Source organism: Bacteroides timonensis (assembly GCF_000513195.1).
Classification (GTDB): Bacteria; Bacteroidota; Bacteroidia; order Bacteroidales; family Bacteroidaceae; genus Bacteroides; species Bacteroides timonensis.
Map to the genome: position 1 here is coordinate 1 of NZ_CBVI010000158.1, position 20,490 is coordinate 20,490.

Sequence of the window (20,490 nt, forward strand, 5' to 3'; positions counted from 1 at the left end):
GTCGGTGGTGAAGGCGCTGAAGGTGCGCGACGGCAGTCCGCTGGATGTACCTATCATGCAGTTTGCATGGGATAAGGATGCCGGGATGCACGTGTATCTGGGAGAAAAACCGAAGGAGGAAAAGGAGAAGCGGAAAGAGGATGAACTCGTGGCAGTGGCACGGGATATTTTCGGACGGCAGGACTTTATCACTTATGTGGATTTGGCAGAGCAGATTCAAGCGATACTGGACGTGAAGGAACGCACGGCGAAAAGTTATATCAAGTTCATGCGGGAGAAGGAAATCATACGGAAAGACCCGTCGAACCAAAGTTATTATATCATCGGGAATTTAAAACAGGCGGGCTTATGATACCATTGGATAAAGAAACATTCGAGGCGTATATGGAGCGGTTGCTCGAACAAGTGGAAAGAGTTGTAGGCGCACTGGACAAGAAGGACAAGAAGCCGCAAAATTACCTGAACGGGGAACGGCTGTACGATAACCAGGACGTTTGCTTGCTGCTGAACATCAGTAAACGGACGTTGCAACGGTATAGGGATAATGGGTTGAAGTATCACACGATCCTGCATAAGACGTATTATAGGGAGAAGGACTTGCATGAGTTTATACGGCGGTATTTCGACGGGGAGAATGTAGGGAAAGACAAAACGAAGGAATGTAAGGAAGGTGAACGTACAGAGGATGGTATGCTATCTGATGATAAGAATGAGCCTACGGAAGAAGTTTAGGTTGTTATAATTTCCATTTAAGCAGATTTAGCTGATAACCTGACGTTGTGTGTGTATCCCGTACTGTCGTGATGATAGGACGGGATGTTTTTCAAAATTTCGGCAGTATTGTCTTGTTACTGCCGAAATTTTGATATATATTTGTTCGTGAATTATAAAGAATATGTATGAATAGCAAGTTACAGGAAAGTAAGGTAAAGCAATTGTTTACCCAGCAGGAAGTTATCACTAATACGGATATATTATATTTATATAGAGAGGAGGAACCTGAAATACCGGAGGCGACCGTAAACTGGCGGATATATCACTTGGTTCAGAAAGGGGTAATCCAGAGAATCGGTAGGGGAAAATATCGTGAGGGCAAAGCATTAACCTTTTTCCCCGAATTGTCGGCGAAGACTATAAAGGCAGGAAAATTTGTCGGGAAAGAATTTCCCTATATTAATTATTGTATTTGGGAACTGTCGGTAATCAATAGTTTCAGCCAACATCTGATTAATTATAACGTGATTTTTTTGGAAGTGGAACGTGAAGTTATTGATTCTGTTTACAGAGCTTTGAAGGATATGAGGTACAAAGTTGTCCGTATCAAGGATATAAAAGAGGATTTATCCGATTTTGCCGGATATGTTTGTGTGCGTGCATTGGTTACCGAGGCTCCTATACTGAAAGAAAAGAGCGGTCAAGTAGCTTCGCTGGAAAAAATATTGGTCGATTTGTATTGTGACAAAGAGTTTGCACCCTTTCAGGGGAACGAGATATACCATATATATAAGAATGCTTTCGATGACTATACCGTAAATGAAAGCACTATGTTAAGGTATGCAAGCCGCAAGGAGAAAAAGGCGGAGGTAGAGGAAGTTATTAATTCTATAAAACGGCAGTAATTTACTTATACTGCCAAAAATTTGATATTATGATAGACATAGAAAGTATTGAAAAAGACTGGATTGAAGGTGTTTCAAAGAGAAAGAAAGCCGATAAAATCCTTATAGAGAAAGTTATCAGGGCATTGATGCTACTGGAGGGATTAAGCAGCTCCGGTTTGGATTTCGTTTTTAAGGGTGGAACTGCCCTTATGCTGTTGTTAGGTACAACCAAACGTCTGTCTATAGACATTGACATTATTGTACCTAACAAGAGCGTCGACCTGACTGATTATTTGGATAAGTTCATAACAGAAAAGGGATTTACCCGATACGAGAAGCAGGAAAGAAAGGTACAAAGCGACATAGAGAAGGAGCACTATAAACTGTTCTTTATATCTGCACTTAACGGAAAGGAGTCGCATATCTTACTGGACGTGCTGAAAGAGGATATTCATTATAAAACTCTTGTAAAAACTCCAGTCAGCAGTAGTTTCCTTAAAGAAACGGGGACTCCTGTCATGGTTACCACTCCTGACTTTAATAATATATTGGGAGATAAACTGACTGCGTTTGCTCCTACTACAACCGGTATTCCTTATATCAAAAAGGATAAAGAGATGGGAATGGAGATTATTAAACAAATGTATGATGTGGGGTGTTTATTTGATGAGATTGATGATATAAGCATGGTTAAGGATGTATTCAATGCCTTTGCCGCCATTGAACTAAAGTACAGGGGAAACACACATACAATCTCTGACGTATTGGATGATACGCTTTATACTGCATTGGCTATCTGTTTCAGAAAGGATATTCAGAATACCAATTTTACTGTCTTGAATAATGGGATTACTTCAATCAAGTCTTATATATTTTCTGATTCCTTTCACTTGGATAAAGCTGTTATATACGCCACCAAAGCGGCATATTTGGCTATATTGATAAAATACTCCAAAGAAGAAATAACCAGATTTGACCCTAAAGTAAATTTAAAGGATTTAGAAATAAAGCAGTTCAATCCGGAACATCCTTTAAATGAATTGAACAGATTGAATAAACTGAAAAAGTCCAATCCGGAGGCTTTCCATTACTGGTATCAGATTTATAAGATTATTCTAGAGAATGAAGAGAGTAAATAAATTCAAATAAGAAAAACAGCCGCTACAACTGCCAATCACAGTGTAGCGGCTGTTCTTTTAGAATTTAAAGCATTAAGAGGGTATATGAAGGTGCAAGTTCATTGTTAATCCTATATAACTTTACTAATAATGTTTTTTTTTATATATTTGTAGAAAAAGACGAAGATATTGGATAATTTTAAAAATATACGAACAGTTGAAGATATTCTTAATTTAGAAACGGGTGAGAATATTACTGCTTCTGTGTTGCTTGACAATATGGAGAGTGATGATATTATATTGCTAAGACGAAAACTGCGAACTGCTAATAGAGAGGGTAAACCTATATTGGTCTGCGCTGAATGCTTAACTAAATTAGAGCTAAGATGCAATAAACTAAGTCGTAAAAATAGAGGCAAAGATTATTATTTTTTCAAGCATTATAAAGATGTCAAGGAATGTTCCATTAAAACTGACTCTCACTTGCCTGTTGGAGTATTGCTGGCTCGAAAATATGAAAATGTAAAAGAAAGTATACCGCATATTGAATTAAAAAATCGTTTAGGATATATCATTATGCAATTTCATTCACCTAAAATAATAAGCATTGATAGTAAGTTTTACTTTGATAAATTCGGGGGCAGAGAAAAAAGGAAACCTGATGTTTATGCTGTTATCGGCGATAAAGAATATGCCTTTGAAATACAATTAAATACAACGTTTCTTAGCGTGATTGAAGAACGCGAGGCATTTTATGAAAGAAATAATGTTTCTATCTTATGGATTTTTAAAAACTTCCCATTGGAGGATGGACTTCAACGGCTAACTCAAAAGGATATATATGTTCCTAATAGATTAAATGCATTTGTATTAGATAATGAAATGCTCAATTTGTCAATTGAAAGAAAGAAATTACATTTAAGAGTTTACTACAAGATATTCCTTGTTGATGGATGGAAAATATGTAGTCAGTGGAATACTAAAATTGTCACGATCGAAGACTTGACATATACTGGTAATTGCAAACCTTTTTTTTATGATTCCTTAGCGGATAAAGAAAATGCAAAGCGAGAGTTGGAACGGAAAAAAGAAGAGTATCTATTGGAACAAAGGAAAATTCAAAAGATACAAAAACAAGAGCAAGAACGGTTAGCGAAAAAAGAACAGGTAAAGAAACAAAAAATATTAAGATGTAGAACGCTTATTAATACAATACAGTCGAATATTGACTGTTTAGAGAGGCAGCAATCTGAATTGTTACTTAAAAGAAAAGTTCATGAAAATCAAATAGAAGAATTAGAATTTAAAAACAAAGAAATATCTCAAATATTAAGTGATATTATTAGGTTTATTGAACAGATGTATGATTACTTAAAAAAATGCAGTAATCAATCTTGGCAGTATATGAGTAATCCCTTAGGTCGCTATTGTGATATTTCCCATGTCAAAGATGTATATTGCTCTAAAATACAGATGTTCGATAGAAATAAACGTGAAATTCAGACTCAATTAGAAACAGAAATACTTCCGAAAAAGGAGTTCATAAATAATTTTTTGACTCAAGATATTGATGGTGTAATGTATTCATTAATTCCACCTGAAAAAAAATATGAGTGGCTTATTGAAAAATTCCCAGAAGAAATCAAAATGATAGAAACAAAAGAATTAGGTACAATATTCGCATCAAGTTATATTAAAGTGCTGCCTAATATTTCTTTTTTTCGCTGGTGTATGGGCAGTAAAAATAATTCGAATACATTTTTAATGGATATGTCATCAAGAAAATCAAAAACGCTTTCTAAAGAAAAAGAATTGAATAACCAACTTGATAAAATATCTCAAAGCGAGAAAACTTGTATATCTGAATTAAAAAACGATATAGTCCAATTGTTGTATGAAAGACAGAATGAAAATACAATTTCGATTAGTAAATTGAAAAGTGAAATAAATATAATAGCTAATATTTTTTCTGATTGTGTAACAAGAATAGATATTCTGATTAAAAGAAAGGAACGATGTTATCAATATATAGAGAGTATTCAAACTTAGTAATATTATTTATATTTAGATAGTTTTTTTATATATACAAAAAGCAATCTGTTATCATCAGGGAAAAATTCAGAAAAGAGACATAAACTATTTGTTAATCAATAAAAAAAAGTATAATCAAACAAACCTTATAATTTCTATATTATGGCTACTTTGTATTCTTTAAAAATAGAAAATTTTAGATGTATAGACAAGTTTGAACATATATTTAAGAATGGAATAACTTGTATAATTGGGCGGTGTGATTCTGGTAAAACTACAATTTTAGAAGCACTTTCCATGGTATTGTCATCCAATTGGAAATTATCTTTTTATGATTCGGATTTTTTTGAGCAAAATACGAAAAAGCCGATTTTGATAGAAGTAACAATGACAAATTTGGATGAAAAATTACAAACTAAACATTTGCTCTCATTGCGAGGAATAGATAAGATTGGACAAATTCGTGATGATATGGAAAGCGATGATGCCGAAAATTTTGAAACGGCATTAACAATTCGTTTGCAAGTTAATGATGATTTGGAGCCTAATTGGTATCTATATAGAGGTTCGGATGATACTTTAATTACAATATCTGCTTCAGATAGAGAAAAATGTGGGCTATTTTATATATCAGATTATTCAGAGCGACAGTTCTCTTTGTCACGAGGCAATCCATTATATACATTTTTCAAGCGTTTGCAAGAGGCTGAAGAAGACGCAAAAAAAGATACCGCTTTATTGAATATATTGCGAGATGCAAAAACCAAGATTGATAAAGCTGTATCTACAAAATTCAATGATTCCCTAAAGACTATAAAAAAACATACAATAAATTTAGGTGCTAATATTGGAGATGTAGAAGCTCTATTGGATCAGAAGGATTTTACTTTGAAAGAAAATAATGTTTGCTTACATGAGAATGCTATACCTTTACGCTTAAAAGGAAAAGGAACAAAAAGACTTTTGTCTATTGCAATACAAATGGTTAACACTTCACCTAATGGTATTATTTTAATAGATGAAATAGAACAGGGTTTAGAACCTGACAGAGTTAAACATTTAGTTAAGACGCTAAAAGGGTATTTCGGGTATCAATTCATTTTTACGACTCATTCATCCAATGTTGTAACTGAATTAGAAGCTACTGATTTATATATTATGAGAAATAAAGCAGAAGCTTTTCTAAAGATTCCAGCTACTATTGCAATGCAAAAATGCGTACGTCACAGTTCAGAGGCTTTATTTGCAAAAAAAATAATAATAGGCGAAGGCGCAACAGAAGTTGGCTTATGTAGAGCTTTAGATACCAATCGTATTGAGAAAGGCAAAGACAGTATGAGTTATTTAGGAGTTCAAATATTAGATGGAACAGGGAATACTGCTGTCGAATATGCGAAAACATTGAATGACTTAGGTTTTAAAATCGCTTTTCTTTGTGATTCTGATGAAACCAACACAAATACAAAAAAGCAAGCTCTGAAAGATATTGGAGTAGATATCTTCGATTGTGAAGATGGAAAAGCAATAGAAGAACAAATATTTGACAATCTTACATGGGTTGGAATAAGAAAATGTTTAAACTACTATATGTCAGAAAAAGAAATTGATTCTAAAGGTCTTTACGAGCAAATTTATCCAGATAAGCACAAAGAGTATAACGAAGATTGGTTGGAAAATGATACTACTGAATTGCGAACTTTATTCGGTAAAAAAGCTAAGAAAAAAGGATGGTATAAATCTGTAACATCTGGTGTAATGTTAGGTTCTGAAATATTTGCAAATATTGACAGTCTGAATGATAGCTCTCATATAAAACAAATGTTTAATAATTTATCAAATTGGATTGATAATGACTGATTTAAACTTATTTTTATCCCAATGTCAAAGTATGATTGTTGCTCCTGCTGGATATGGTAAAACTCATAGTATTGCAGAATGTATTAATATATGTTCCGGGCAGAAAACCTGTTTAATTTTAACTCATACCCATGCGGGGATAGCGTCATTAAAAGAAAAATTGCAATCTATTCAAAGTTCAAATAGTAATTATGAGTTAGCTACAATTTGTGGTTTTACATTAAATATAGCTCAAGCCTATCATCAAGATAGAAAAGACTTTCCTGATATCGAAAATTCTCCTAATGATTACTATCGTTTTGCTATAGAAACTTCTATCAGAATATTAAAAGCGAAACCTATTTATAGTACATTGCAATTAAAATATTCCCATGTAATTGTTGATGAATATCAAGATTGTTCTATTTTACAACACAAGTTTATAAAAGTATTATCGCAATATATCCCTACGCATATATTAGGAGATCCATTACAAAGCATATTTAAGTTCGATGGGGCTTGTGCAGACTTGAATAATATAGAGCAAATGGAGGGTTTTTTCAATAATAAACAAACCCTTGAAACACCATGGAGATGGAAAAAGAACAAGTGTGATGGATTGGGGAATGATTTAAAAAATATTCGAGAAAAATTAGAGAACAACAAAATCATAAATATAGATGAATATAAAAATATATCTACTTTATATGCAGACTCGGGAAGTTTATATCAACATGGGACACTTTATTCAAAATTGTTATGGAGGGAAATTTTTAATAATCAAAGCCTATTGGTAATTCATCCGAAGTCTGAATCTAAAAATTTTAGGCTGAAAATAATTAAATCATATCCAAAACTTAGATTGATTGAAGCTCTTGACGATAAGGATTTCTATACTTATTCATCTGCTTTTGATTCAGCAAATAAAAAAAATATATTGGCTTTAATATTAAGACTTAGTAGAAAAGTGTTCAAAAAAACAGTAATTGATAACTGGTTCAATAATTCAGATAAACTAAAAACGAAAAGAAATATTAATGATAAAGCAATTTCTTTGATTATTAAAAACTATATAGGTATTTTAGAAAGAGATATTAATCCTATTAATATCTACAATCTTCTATATTACATCCACCATTTGCCGGAAAACGCTTGCTATCGAACGGAATTAATGAATGATATTTATAAAGCTCTTAAAAAGGCTCAAACGGATAAAATAACTATATCTGATGCGATAAAACAAAATCGTGATATATTGCGACAAATTGGGCGTAAAGTTGAAGGAAGATGTATTGGCACAACATTGCTAACTAAAGGACTTGAATTTGATACTGTTGTGGTATTAAATTTTCAAGAGTTTGAAGATAGAAATAATTTTTATGTTGCCATTACTAGAGCTTGTAAAAAACTTATACTAATAGGTAATACACATAATATACACTTTAATAATTTTAGTTCTGAATAATTGTATGTGTTTTTATGTTCTGTGTATTAGGAATAGCCGCCATAACCTCGTATATGAAGTATGGCGGCTTTTTTAGCTATAACTTAAAGCCTTTGGGCTTATTGGTATGGGCGGTGTCCGGATCGTCCTTGTTGCCGGGCTTGGGGATGCCGCCGATGACGAGTTTGCTGCCTAACGAGTTCATGGCATCTTTGATGCTGAAGCTGACGGGAGGCTGGTTCAGGTGCGGGGGCTTCTTTTCCGGAGGGGCGGAAAGGAAGTCGGGCGGCTGGTGGACGTAGGGCTTGCCGTCGGATGCGGGGGACGTTGTTGGTGATGCCGAAGGTGTGCCCGGTGACGGGGTGATGCCGTGACCTTTGTTCTCGGTTTGGCTCTCGTCCTTGCTGTTGCTGTCTTCATTTTGTTTGACGGGTTTGAGGGAGAGCTGGATCTTGCGGTCGAGGGCGGCAAGGTCGGATTTGAGCTGTTGGAGCTGGTCTTCCTTTTTCCACGTTTCTTTGACTACTTCCTGAAGGATGGGGATGTCCTTGGAAATCTGTTCCACTTCTTTTTGGTATCTGTCCAGAAGAGTGGGAACGGTTTCGAAGGTGCGGAGGAACATCTGGGCGGCAATGTTGGGGTCTTTTGCCAGTCTGCCGCCGTTGAAGTTGTACAGGATGTTGCCTTCGCCATGGACGAAGAAGCGGTTTTCGATGAAGTCGAAGCCGTCTTTCATGCTGGCTTCGGTCTTTACCAAAAGGTCGAAGCCGTAGAGCTTGCCGATGGGCTGGGATGTGCCGTGGGTACGGGATTTGTCCTCTATCTCGGCGAGCTTTTTGGCGATGAGTTTGGGGTCGTTGCCTTTGACACCGTCCAGTTCGATAAGATTGAGGGGGTTGCCTTGGTTGTCGCGCTGGACGCGCTGCCGGAAGTGGTTCAAGTCCGTTGTGATACGGGCGATCAGGTCGCCGTTCTTGGTGACGGTCTGCATGATGTTTTCCAGTTTGGCTTCGGCGGAGGATTTGCCACGGTGGAAGGATTTGCGCTCGCTTTCGAGGGAGGCAATCTGTTTCTCCAACTTGGCTTTGTCCAACAGGTCGGTGTTGCCGGAGAGGATGGCGACGTACTCGGAGAAGTTCATGCCGCCCTGCTCGTCCATACTGCCCTCGTCGATGGTACGGGCACCCATCGTGCCTTTTTTGAGCTGGGTGATGAACAACTGCTTGTTGTGAAGCAGGTTGAATTTGTAGCTGTCGAGGGATTTCTCGACGGCGTAGTTGATAATATCGACTTTGTTGTCGGCAAAGAGTTTGGCTATCTCGTTGCCTTTTCTTACGCCACGGCCGTTGCGCTGCTCCAAATCTTTGGGCGTCCAGGGAATGTCGAGCTGATGGATGGCGACGCACCTGCGCTGGGCGTTGACTCCGGTGCCGAGCATTTCGGTAGAGCCGAAGAGGACGCGGATTTTGCCTTCGTTCATGGCTGCGATCATTGCTTTGCGGGACTTTTCGGTCTTGGCTTCCTGAATGAAGCGTACTTGGTCTGCCGGGATGCCATAGTCGTCCACCAATTTGCGTTTGATTTCGCTGTATGTGTTCCACTGACCGGGTTTGTAGGTGCCCAAGTCCGAAAAGACGAACTGGGTGCCTTTGTGCTCGTCATATTTCTGATAGTATTGGTTTATCAGGGCGGCGCAATGGGTGGCTTTGTTATCTATGTGGTCGCCGTATTTGTCCTCGTCGATAAGTCGCATGTCGAGGGACATCTTGCGGGCATAGTTGGTGGCAATGAGCATCTTGGCTTTTTCTTCCCGGCGGCTTAACGGGGGACGTCCGAGGACGGTGGCGTTGCCGGACTTGGCAAATGCTACCAATCGCCGGATGAAGTCCTGCTGGTCGGGCGTGGGCGGGATATTGTGCAATATCTCGTTCTTCTTGGGGCGGTCGATGCCAATGTCTTCGGCAGTACGGAAATCGGTGATTTCGTTGTACATGGCGGCAAGTTCCGGGACTTTGATGAAGTAACGGAACCGCTCCTTCTGGATGATTTCGTTGGTGACGGAGAACTCGTAGTCGATGGACTTTTTGGCAAAGACCGCCGCCCATGCGTCGAAGGTGTTGATGCCCTGACGTTCCAGTTCCTTGGGACGGAGGTATTTAAAAAGCAGATATAACTCGGTCAGGCTGTTGGAGATAGTGGTGCCGGACAGGAAGGTGGCTCCCAAATCCTTGCCGGTACGCTCCTGAATGGTGCGGAGGGCGAAAAGCATGTTCAGGGCACGCTGGCTGCCTTCGCTGTTGCCCAGACCGGCTACGCGGTCGTGGCGGGTGGTGAACATCAAATTTTTAAATTTGTGCGATTCGTCCACGAGCAGGTGGTCGATGCCCATGAGCTTGAAGTCCACGACGTCGTCTTTGCGGTTCTCGATGTCGAAAGTGAGTGCCTTGATTTTGGCTTCGAGGTTCGCCTTGCGTTTCTCTATGCCCTTGAGCATACCGTTGGAAACGTCTTCGCCCTGCTGGGTGAGGACTTCGAGGTTCTCTTCCACGCTGTCCAGTTCCTGCTGCAAGATTTGTTTCTGTATCTCGGGGGATTGGGGTATCATGCCGAACTGTTCGTGAGAGAGGATGATGGCATCCCAATCGTTGTTCTGCATCTCACGCATGATGCGGACACGGTTTTCGGGAGTGAAATCTTCTTTGCCGGGATAGAGGACACGGGCATTGGGATAGGCGGTCTTGAAGGTCTGGGCTATCTCGTGGATATTGGCTTTCAGACCGATAATCATCGGTTTGTTCGCCAATCCCAAACGCTTCATCTCGTAGGCGGCGGCACACATAATCAGGGTTTTGCCGCCGCCTACTTCGTGGTCGATGATGCCACCGCCGTTGATTTTGGCCATCCAGATGGCATCTTTCTGACTGCCGTAGAGGTCGGGGATGCCCAATGCTTTGAGGTCAAGGTCGGGAAAGGACTGCATGGAGCCGTCGTACTTAGGCTTGACCGAGTTGTTGAACTTGCGGTTGTACATGTCGGTAAGCCGCTGTTTGAACTCCGGGGACTGTTCTTTCAGCCATTCGCTGAATCCGTTGCGGATTTCGTCTATCTTGCTGTTGGCAAGCTGGATGGCTTCGGTGTCGCGGACTTTGACTACATCGTCGCCTACCTGTACTTTTTTGGTAATGTCGGGCGAGGTGTTCTGAATGGCGTGTTTCATCAGGTTGAGTCCGTCGTAACGGCGGCTCTCGGCCTTGACGCAATATTGCTCGCGGATGCGGACGTTGCCACGGGCGGATGCGTTGACGCTGAACTCGTCGCGGCTGGCGGCGTAGGTGATCTTGACGTCGGTATCGAAAAGACGGGAGGCGTATTTCTCGTAGATGCCCATTGGTATCCAGCGTTCGCCGAAATTGAAGTCGAGTTCTTCAAACGGGATGGGTACGGGAAAGGCGGCACGCAGGGCATCGAACGACTGTGAGGCACGGTCGTTGCCGGGGTGGTTCGCGATGTAGTCCTCTATCATTTCGGCTTTGGAAATGACGTTACCGGCTATGAATTTGTCGGCTATCTCGTAACCTTTGATGAGAGGATTGAAGAATACACGGCCTTTGAGGTCGTCGAGCAGGGCGTCTTCGGTCTTGCCGGTGAGCCTTGCCATGTATTCGAGGTTGACTTCGCCGTATTTGTTGAGGGATGCGGCAAGGGCTTCTTCGGAGGTATCGACGTGGGTCAGCTCGTTCCTGTTGAAGGCTACGGGATGGTCGAAGATGTCGGCTTTGAGTGCCTGACCGTCTTTGTAGCGTTCCAGTGAGAGGATTGTCCGGTTGTCGTTGTCCATACGGATCAGGTCTATGTTCTTCGGGCTGTTAAGGTTGCCGAACTGACGGACAAAATCATCGTACAGGGCGTTGAGCCGGTCGCGCCGGACGGTGTTTTCTTTGCGTTCGGTGGCTTCGCTGTTGTAGAGGTCGTGATAGGTATCACGGATTTCGACATAGAGCGAGAGTTTGCGGAGCTGTCGGTCGGGCAGTTCGAGGGGGTGGAACATGGGGGCAAATTGAGTATCGCGGATATAGCCGATACCCTTGTCCAGAACTACTAATGAGCCGTCTTTGTAATGGGACGGGATTTCGTTGGGGTATGGACGGGGCTGCATCCGCTGTTTGCGTTCCTCTTCGGCGGCGATTCTTGCCGCTTCTGTTGCTGCCTGGGCTGTACCGGTAGCCGGTTCGCCGAAAAGGTTGCCTTGTACGGGCTGTTTTCGGGAGGAGGATGCGGAACGGCGTTTGCCACGTTTCGGGGTTATCTGGGTACGCTCTTCTGCTGTGAACTCAAAGAGGTCGTATAGGCTCAATACCGGGGGAGAGAAAAGGGAAAGTTCGATTTCTTCTTTCGGTTCGGGTGTGCTGACTACCGGAGAGGTTGATACATCAGTGGGCACCGATTCAGGTGAAGCGGTACCGGAATTGAACAAAGTCGCTTCGGGTTCGGATGAAACGGTCTTTGGTTCAGTTGGGGCAGGCTTCGGTGCTTTAGTTGTTGTCGGTGTTTGTTCCGGTACTGTTTTCGGTGCCGGGACTTGTTCCACTTCTTTGGTCTGTTTCGGTACTTCATTCAACTGTGTAGGTTGGGTATGTTGGAGGAATTGTTGATAGAGGGGTACGTTCAACCGGCGGTAGAAGTCATTGCGAAGCAAGCTCCGGAGCTGGGAGATGATACCGGGCAAACCACCTTCGTGGATGTAAACCATTGCGGGATGCCCGTAAGGGTCGGTATCTACACTCGCCTTTGTGTAAATGATAGGGATATTCCGGAAGATGTAGTCGTTCACGCTGAAACCATCCTCCCGTTTGGTGGAAGCAATGAAGGCGTGTTCGTCGTCGGTAAGTGGTTCTGTCTTATCGGATTTTTTTTGAAGGATAATCAGGTCACTGCCAACTTCGGTGCCTGCACCGTCTGTAAAGAGGTTGTTGGGCAGACGGATGGCGGACACCAAATGGGAATGTTGCATGAGCTGGTAGCGGATGTTTTCATTCGCCGGGGAGTCCAGTACGCCCTGCGAGGTGATAAAAGCCAATATACCCCCTTCGCGAATGTTGTCCAATCCCTTCAGGAAGAAATAGTTGTGCAGGCTCTTGGCGGCGTGCTGACGGACAAGGCTCTTGCTCTTGGTGAATGAGGGGTCGAAGACCGCCACATCGCCAAAGGGAATGTTGGAAGCGGTGATGTCGAAACGGTTCAGGTAACGAAGCCCGCTATCTTCGAAACCGGTAATTTCTACTTTGGCTTCGGGATGAAGGTGAGAGAGAATTTTGCCGGTCAGGAGGTCTTTTTCAAAGCAGACTATTTCGGGACGGGATAATCCAGTTGGGGATAATCCGGTGCGAGAGGGCTGCTGCTCGGAGGGTTGCTGTTCAGATGGCTGCTGTTCGGCGGACTGTTGTGCAGATAGCTGTTGTTGTGCGGACTGTTGTTGGAAAGCATCGATAAATACTCCGGTTCCGCTCGACGGGTCGAGGAAACGGGACGGGGCAATTCCGTAGTTGCCCAATTCGGAAGCAAGAACCGATACAATGTCCTGCGGCGTATAGAACGCCGTCAGGACAGAGTTTTTCAAACTGGAAAAGTAACGTTTGTATTCCGTTTCGTCTTTTGAATGGCTGCGGATGACGCTGTGGAGCTGGGAAACAAGTGGGAACAACTCACGGTCGCTCTTTGTCCAACGGGCAACGTCGGCAAGGCTGGAAGCGGGATTGAGCACTGCCTTGATCCCACCGAAACCGGAATAGGCACGCAAGACTGCCTGTTCTTCGGGGGTGGCGGTGCGCCCTTCACGCTCCAACGCAAATGCCAGTTTGATTGCTTCGATATTGTCTTTCAGGTGCGCTTTCTTATTGTATGCCATTCTCGTCCAACCAGATTAAGATGGTACCTGTGATTTCCGTATAGAGGTTGTCGAAAGCAGGCTCGAACTGAAAATCATCGGAAAGAGGGTATTTTGAGAAGACTTCTTCACAAACCGGAAGGAGCTGCAAGGCAAGGGTCTTGGCACTGCCCTGCGGCACTTCATCGCTGAACTCGTTCCAAAGGACGGTGACGATCACATCGTACTTTGAAAAGTGAAGACCGGCAAACAAAACCTGATTGGCGGCTTCGGAGGCGGCATCGTGGGTATAACCGGAACGGATAGATTCGCTATACTCTTCGGCGGCACTGTCGGCACGGGCGGTGATAAAGTCGCTGTCGCCGGCTAATTCGGGATGGGATTCTTTGAGGAAAGAAAGCAGTAGTAAACGGTAGTAGGACAATTCCTGCGGTTGTTGTCCGGGGTGTTTCTGCTGCTTTCCTTGTTGCTGGAACTGTTGTCTGTTCTTATTTTTCTTATTCTTATTCATTACTTGGATTTTTTAGAGGTTGGAAAGGAAAAGGTAACATTGAACTGTGCATCGAAGGCAAGGGCGGCATCGAATGATTTACCGCTCTTGCCCTGCAAGCCTTTGATAACACCGGTTTTGCCTTTGGTTACGAGTTCGGTGATCTGTTTGTCAGTCAGTTGCTTGTTACAGATGCCGCGGAACACTTTCAGGGTACAGTCCACATTGCTGCATTTGGCTATCTTGTTGAAAAACAGCACATGCCCCTGCTTGCATTTGGGGCAAACGGGACTGTCCGTTGCGGACGCTATGGAGATAGTGGCATTGAGCAATTCGGTGGTTATTTGGGCGGTATAGACTTCTATCCCCCGGTGGAAGGTGTCGGAATCCATCCCGCCGGTTTCGATCTTGGCAAGGGCACTCTCCCAACTGCCGGTCATGGAGATGTCGGCTATCTTCTTGTCCCGGACAATGGAATGGACGGTCAGCCCTTTTTCAGTCGGGACGAGGGATTTTTTCTCACGGCGGATGTAGTCACGGCTGAACAATGTCTCGATAATGGAGGCGCGGGTTGCAGGGGTGCCGATGCCCGCCTCTTTCATTGCCTGACGTTCTTCTTCGTTCTCCAACTCCCTGCCTGCACTTTCCATTGCGGCAAGCAGGGTGCTTTCAGTATGCAGCGGGCGGGGCTTGGTCTGTTTCTCCAATGCTTCGCTATTATATATAGGTAAGGAGTCGCCCTGGTGAAGTTCGGGCAGGGTGGCATTGTCCTCTTCGTCTTCATCGAGAAGGTTGAGCACGGAACGCCAGCCGGGAACCCGGATGATGCTGCCACGCACGGAGAAGGTGACACCGGCGGACTGCAAGGTGACGGCTGTCCGCTCCATGAGGCATTTGGCGGAGAAGGATTCGAGCACACGGGCGGCTATCATCTCGTAGATGGTGCGCTCGTCCGGTGAGAGGTCGCCGGGGAGATTCTCGGTGACGAGCAACGCATGGTGGTCGGTGACCTTGGCGGCATTGACACTGCGGGAGTTGAGCGGCTGACCGTCCAATGTAGCGGCATAGGCTGCAAAACGGGGGTATGAGGTCAAGAGGCGGATGCGATCCGGGATAATCTCAAATACATCGTCGGAGATATAGCGGCTACCGGTACGGGGGTACGAGGTGACTTTCTTCTCGTATAGACTCTGTGCTATGGAGAGGGTCTTGTCGGCGGAAAAGCCGTGCCGGACGTTGGCTTCTTTCTGGAGGGCAGTCAAGTCGTAGAGTAATGGAGGCTCCTGCGACGCTTCTTTTTTCTCGGCGGCGGTCACTTGCAGGGTGCCGGAGGACTGGATTTGCTGCAAGTGTGCGGCGGCTTCGTCCTGACGGTCATACTTAGCTGCGGAGAGGGCGGAAAAGGTGACGTCGCCGGTGCCGGACTGCACCCGTAGCTGCCAGTATTTCTGCGGGGTGAAGTTCTTGTTCTCCATGTAGCGGTTGCATATCATCATCAGGGTGGGTGTCTGCACCCTGCCGAGGGAGAAGACACCACGCCCGGCGGAGAGGCAAAGGGCTTGGGAGGCATTGATGCCGACGAGCCAGTCGGCTTCGCTGCGTGCCTTGGCACTGCGGTAGAGGTTGTCATATTCTCTGCCGTCTTTCAGGTTGTCCATGCCCTGACGGATCGCCTTGTCGGTAAGGCTGCTGATCCAAAGACGGGAGAAGGGCTTGGTACAACCGAGGTAATGGTAGATGTAGCGGAAGATCAACTCGCCCTCGCGCCCGGCATCGGTGGCTACGATGATGCTTTCGGACTTGTCAAACAGTGACCGGATAACGGCCAGTTGTTTGACTGCTCCGGGGTCGTCCTTGTACTGCTTGCCGTCCTTCACCTGACGGGGGACAAGCTGGAAACGCTCCGGAAAGATGGGGAGATTCTCCCGGCGGAAGCCTTCAAAGCCGTAGGCTTCGGGCATTGCCAATCCCACCAGATGACCGAATCCCCATGTAACGGTGTAGCCGTTACCTTCCATGTATCCGTCCTTGCGCTCTTTAGCGCCCACAATGAGGGCAATATCCCGTGCCACACTCGGTTTCTCTGCAATAATGACTTTCATAACTTTACTTTTTTAGGTTTTACATTTTTATAATTTTCTTCCTTTGCCGCTCTTTTTCTTCACTTCTTTCTTCCCCTCCTGCTTTGCGGCTTCGACTTGCGCCGGTTGTGCCGCCGCCGGTTTCAGCGGTCGTTGCACATGCCTGGTGGCTTCGTCGGTTGCACCGTTGTTCACCGCTACCTGTGTCTTGTGGCCGGCGGTGGGGGTGATTTCCCTTGCCTGACTTTTGGCTTTGTCGGGATTGTAGCGGAAGAAGTCGGGCTTGCCCCGGTCGAGGTTCATGCGGACATAGGCATTGAACGGTTGCCCGTCGCGGTCTTTCATGCCGGTGACGTAGATAGTCTCCATCTTGCCGAATTTCTCCTGCTGTTCGGGGGTGAGTTCTTTGCCGAGCAGCCTTTTGGGGACAAAGAATTTGGCGGCGGTCTGTGCATCGTCCTGGGACGGTACGTTGTCCTGCGACTGTGTGGCGGATGCCTTTTGCTGCTGCTCCATTTTCTTGTAGCGGTTCCTGTCCAGCCCGTCGAAGTTGTAGTCGAACTTTTCTTTGGCTACGTTGTACTGCATGTAGGCGTCGAACTTGCTTTTCCACTGCGAGTCCATGCCCTCTATCAGTACTTTGCCGCCTTCGGAGAGCTGGCGGTGCTGCTCCGGGGTGAGGGTGACGCCCTTGATCTCCATCGGGATAAGGATGTCGTCCACCGGAACGGCGACGAGGTTGTTGGTCAGCCTGTCCAGTGAAACGAGGCAGGGCTTGGGGGCGCTGCCGTCCAACGGGAGAAGGACGGGATGACCGGCGTTGCCGGTGGCAAGGATATTGTCCCTTGTTTCCTTATCCAACAGTACGCCGTGGAACGGCAGGTCGAGGGCGGGTTCGCGACGGTAGCAGTCAATTTTCAAGTCCAGCTTGCCGTCCGCGCCTTCCTGAAAATGGATGCGTCCCTGCGTGGTGATGGGGATGCCCTCTATCTCGGTGGAGATGGTGACCAGACCGGACTTGCCACCGGAGAGGACGGCTGACAAGTCGCCGCTCTGTTCCAACGACTGGCGCGTGATGCCCAGACGGGCGAGCTGTTCCCAATCCACGCGGCTTTCAAAGCCCAACGGTTGCGCCTGCTGCTCCGTTTCGGAGGGAGATTCCTGCTCCTGTGCCAGTATCGGATAATCATTCGGATTGATCTTGTACAGGTCGATGAAATCCTTGTTTTCTTCGGGATGCCGGAGCATGTCGGTAAACACGTCCAGCGTATCCAGCAGGGAGGCGGGAATACGGTAGAAAGGAAAGTCGGTGGGCTGCCGGAACTGATGCCTGAAATTGAGAAAAAAGTCCTCCAAGATGGAGGACTGCTTGCCCACTTTCAGGAAGTCATCGAGGTTTTCCATCGAGGGCAGCAACAAACGCCATATCCCTTCCTTTGCAGCGGACTTGTCCACTGCCTTGAGTTTGCCGTCGTCGTCCTTGTCGGCCACGAGCAATACTTCTTCTTCATTCTGATTTTCTTCCATTGTCTTTTGTTTTATGTAACTTGCATCTATTGTAATGCGGGGCGAAAGTAGATGCAAGCAGTTGTAATACAATGGATTCTTACCGGGGTGGCATTGAGTGGCACCCAAGTGGAAGCAAGTGGCACCGAGGGGATAAAATTGAATTTCACCGGGCATTTATTTCTCCCGTGATTAATTTTATCTTAATTTTGCCAAAGGTTGTGTCGCGTGGCATGATACTAAAACACGAATTATGAATAAAATTTATTACTATATCCTCTGTTTTGTCTGCTTCGTATTAGCGGGCAGCCTGCCCACCGGCACGATGGCTGCGGAAAAAGTAACTGTGGAAACGGAAGCATTGCCGGACAGCCTGCTGACCGATGATTACGTCTATGAATACACCTTTTCGGACTTCGATAAGGCAGAGCGCATCATGCAGGAACTGCGGAAGCAGAAAAGCCTGCCGGACTATAAACTGGACGCTACCGAAGGCGACCTCTACTTCAACACGGGACATTATTACCGGGCATTGAAATTCTACAAACGCGCGTTGGAGAATGATTCCGTGCGGCTGGACGACCACCGGCAGATGAAGCAGATACACCGCCTGATTTCCTGCTACGACTGCCTGCATAACGAAACCAAGAAAGCGCAGTACGTGGATATGCTGATGAAGAAGGCGGAGCAATGCGGCAACAAAGAGATGCAATCCGTAGCCCTGTTCAACATGGGGAAGATGCTCTATTACCAGGGAAACAAGGACAAGGGATATGACTATATGCAGCGTGCCGCCGACCTGATGGAACAGACGGACTATACCTATAAGTATGATAACCTGCGATATAATTATAACACCCTGCTGACATTTCAGGAACTGGACAGACGGAGCGAGGATGCTCTCTGCACGCTCGAAGCCCTGCAAAAGGTGGTGACCGGGGAAACCGGCAGTGAAACCCCGATGGAAGGGTTGGGCGAAAAGGAGAAGAAAGCGATGTTCGCCCATTATGCGGTAGTTCTTTTCCGGCTCGGACGTGTGGGGGAAGCGGAGGAATATTACAAACAGTTCCTCTCCACCGCCCGGGAGTATGACCGGGACAACTATCTTATCATGCCCTACCTGTTCGACCGCCGGATGTATGACCGGGTGATAGGCATGAACTCCGCCCGTGAAAAGATACTCGCGGCACAAGGCGACACGGTGACCTACCACATGACCACCATCAAGAAATCCCTGGGACGCGCCTACGAGGAAAAGGGCGATTACCGCACAGCCGCACGCTATTTCCGCGAACTGGCCGTGCTGCGCGACAGCATCAAGAACCGGGAGCAGAAGAGTTCGGCTCTGGAACTCGCCACACTCTATGAAACGCACGAGAAAGACCTGATTATCCAGAAGCAGGAGTCCGATGCCCGTATCCGCAACCTATGGTTGGGACTGGCGGCAAGTACCACCGTCCTGCTGGGGATCATCCTATGCTTCGGCATCCGCTACTACCGGAAAATACGGTTCAAGAACAATGCCCTGGTTAAGAATATCAATGAATTGTTGCATTATAAGAAAGAACTCTATCAGACAAAAGATGCCAATTTTGCATTGCAGGAGAAAGTCCGCGCATTGAATGATACTCTGGAATCCCTGCAAGCTCGGCAGGAAGCGTCGCTTCTTGACAGTGCTGAAGTTAAGGCAGATACAGACGCAGATGTTGCGATAGAGCCTGAAACGAAAAAAACGGTAGCGGATATGCCGGATGCCCATGAAACCGCAAAAGCGGAAGAATCAAAAGCCGCAGGATTCCCGGAAGAAGCGGAAACGGCAGAAGATGAAAATGCGGAACCGGAGGAAGCCGGGGATGCGGAATGGGGTACGGAAGCAGGCGACGAGCGTTACGGTAAAGAGCTGTACGAACAGATGGAACACCTTATCATCGGCGGGCAACTTTACCTTGACCCTAAATTCAACGGTGAAGCGGCCAGAAAACTGGTCGGTATTCCCCGCAACCGGTTTGTACCGTTCATGATGCGCTATACGGGAGTGCGTTTCCTTAAATACCTGAACAAGTTCCGGTTGTACCATGCGGCACGTCTGTTGCAGGAAAATCCGGACTACGGCATAGAAACCGTAGCCAGGGAAAGCGGCATACCGGCACTCCGTTCCTTCTATCGCCTCTTTCTGGAAGAGTTCGGGGTAACGCCGATGGAATATCGTAAAAAGAGCAAATGGGCTGATAGTTAGCGACATGGCGAAGAACGGTGCAAAATTGGCACAACAAGATGCAGAATTGGCATAATAAGTTCACTGAAAATCATTGTGTTACCATTTTGTTTTCCTAATTTTGGAGCGTGAAAACAATTAAAAAGTGCGTGTTCCAATGAAAACAAACGGCATTGACATATTTAACAGTTATAGTTTGGGAATTAGAAATAATTTCTTAAACACACACACACACACACACACACACACACACACACACACACACACACACACACACACACACA

At 45.2% G+C, this 20,490-nt stretch carries 11 protein-coding genes and 1 pseudogene; 8 read left to right on the forward strand and 4 right to left on the reverse strand.

Translation table 11 applies throughout. From position 1 onward, the window contains the following. The 7 genes and pseudogenes from BN161_RS26075 to BN161_RS26105 form a co-directional block, all read left to right on the forward strand. A pseudogene (locus BN161_RS26075) lies at positions 1 to 352 on the forward strand (bifunctional DNA primase/helicase); the annotation flags it as partial. Next, entirely contained in the window at positions 349 to 732 is a 384-nt protein-coding gene (locus tag BN161_RS26080; RefSeq protein ID WP_044271884.1) for a helix-turn-helix domain-containing protein, read from the forward strand. The pseudogene BN161_RS26075 and the gene BN161_RS26080, both read left to right, overlap by 4 nt. 167 nt (positions 733 to 899) lie before the next feature. Further along, positions 900 to 1,619, forward strand: a complete 720-nt coding sequence (locus BN161_RS26085) for a DUF6577 family protein (protein WP_044271886.1) — start codon at positions 900 to 902, stop codon at positions 1,617 to 1,619. Between the two features lie 29 nt (positions 1,620 to 1,648). Next, positions 1,649 to 2,740 (forward strand): nucleotidyl transferase AbiEii/AbiGii toxin family protein, encoded by a 1,092-nt coding sequence (locus BN161_RS26090; protein WP_044271887.1) that lies wholly within the window; start codon positions 1,649 to 1,651, stop codon positions 2,738 to 2,740. Between the two features lie 168 nt (positions 2,741 to 2,908). Then, complete coding sequence (locus BN161_RS26095; RefSeq protein WP_044271889.1) at positions 2,909 to 4,768, forward strand: DUF6035 family protein; 1,860 nt, start codon at positions 2,909 to 2,911, stop codon at positions 4,766 to 4,768. 144 nt (positions 4,769 to 4,912) lie between these two features. Next, a complete protein-coding gene (locus tag BN161_RS26100; protein WP_044271890.1) occupies positions 4,913 to 6,607 on the forward strand; it encodes an ATP-dependent nuclease in 1,695 nt (564 codons plus the stop codon). Further along, positions 6,600 to 8,051 (forward strand): UvrD-helicase domain-containing protein, encoded by a 1,452-nt coding sequence (locus tag BN161_RS26105; protein WP_044271892.1) that lies wholly within the window; start codon positions 6,600 to 6,602, stop codon positions 8,049 to 8,051. The genes BN161_RS26100 and BN161_RS26105 overlap by 8 nt, the downstream gene beginning before the upstream one ends. A gap of 76 nt (positions 8,052 to 8,127) precedes the next feature. Here the strand turns inward: BN161_RS26105 and BN161_RS26110 are convergent, their stop codons facing one another. The 4 genes from BN161_RS26110 to BN161_RS26125 are packed head-to-tail and all read right to left on the reverse strand — an operon-like array spanning position 8,128 to position 18,012. Beyond that, positions 8,128 to 13,935 (reverse strand): N-6 DNA methylase, encoded by a 5,808-nt coding sequence (locus BN161_RS26110; protein ID WP_044271894.1) that lies wholly within the window; start codon positions 13,933 to 13,935, stop codon positions 8,128 to 8,130. Further along, on the reverse strand, positions 13,922 to 14,425 hold the full coding sequence (locus tag BN161_RS26115; RefSeq protein ID WP_081743787.1) for a DUF1896 domain-containing protein: 504 nt from the start codon (positions 14,423 to 14,425) through the stop codon (positions 13,922 to 13,924). Before BN161_RS26115 ends, BN161_RS26110 begins: the two co-directional genes overlap by 14 nt. Beyond that, positions 14,425 to 16,506: a type IA DNA topoisomerase gene (topB, locus tag BN161_RS26120; RefSeq protein WP_044271898.1), complete on the reverse strand. Its 2,082-nt coding sequence runs from the start codon at positions 16,504 to 16,506 to the stop codon at positions 14,425 to 14,427. Before topB ends, BN161_RS26115 begins: the two co-directional genes overlap by 1 nt. 27 nt (positions 16,507 to 16,533) lie before the next feature. Further along, positions 16,534 to 18,012: a DUF3945 domain-containing protein gene (locus BN161_RS26125; RefSeq protein WP_044271903.1), complete on the reverse strand. Its 1,479-nt coding sequence runs from the start codon at positions 18,010 to 18,012 to the stop codon at positions 16,534 to 16,536. 232 nt (positions 18,013 to 18,244) lie between these two features. On the opposite strand from BN161_RS26125, the gene BN161_RS26130 reads away from it, so the two are divergent. Beyond that, positions 18,245 to 20,227 (forward strand): helix-turn-helix domain-containing protein, encoded by a 1,983-nt coding sequence (locus tag BN161_RS26130; protein ID WP_052356428.1) that lies wholly within the window; start codon positions 18,245 to 18,247, stop codon positions 20,225 to 20,227. Positions 20,228 to 20,490 lie beyond the last annotated feature (263 nt).

Bases quoted from the DNA above. Each gene is read 5' to 3' on its own strand.
- BN161_RS26080 (WP_044271884.1), top strand. From the start codon at position 349: ATGATACCATTGGATAAAGAAACATTCGAGGCGTATATGGAGCGGTTG.
- BN161_RS26085 (WP_044271886.1), top strand. From the start codon at position 900: ATGAATAGCAAGTTACAGGAAAGTAAGGTAAAGCAATTGTTTACCCAG.
- BN161_RS26090 (WP_044271887.1), top strand. From the start codon at position 1,649: ATGATAGACATAGAAAGTATTGAAAAAGACTGGATTGAAGGTGTTTCA.
- BN161_RS26100 (WP_044271890.1), top strand. From the start codon at position 4,913: ATGGCTACTTTGTATTCTTTAAAAATAGAAAATTTTAGATGTATAGAC.
- BN161_RS26105 (WP_044271892.1), top strand. From the start codon at position 6,600: ATGACTGATTTAAACTTATTTTTATCCCAATGTCAAAGTATGATTGTT.
- BN161_RS26110 (WP_044271894.1), bottom strand. From the start codon at position 13,935: ATGGCATACAATAAGAAAGCGCACCTGAAAGACAATATCGAAGCAATC.
- BN161_RS26115 (WP_081743787.1), bottom strand. From the start codon at position 14,425: ATGAATAAGAATAAGAAAAATAAGAACAGACAACAGTTCCAGCAACAA.
- topB (WP_044271898.1), bottom strand. From the start codon at position 16,506: ATGAAAGTCATTATTGCAGAGAAACCGAGTGTGGCACGGGATATTGCC.
- BN161_RS26125 (WP_044271903.1), bottom strand. From the start codon at position 18,012: ATGGAAGAAAATCAGAATGAAGAAGAAGTATTGCTCGTGGCCGACAAG.
- BN161_RS26130 (WP_052356428.1), top strand. From the start codon at position 18,245: ATGAATAAAATTTATTACTATATCCTCTGTTTTGTCTGCTTCGTATTA.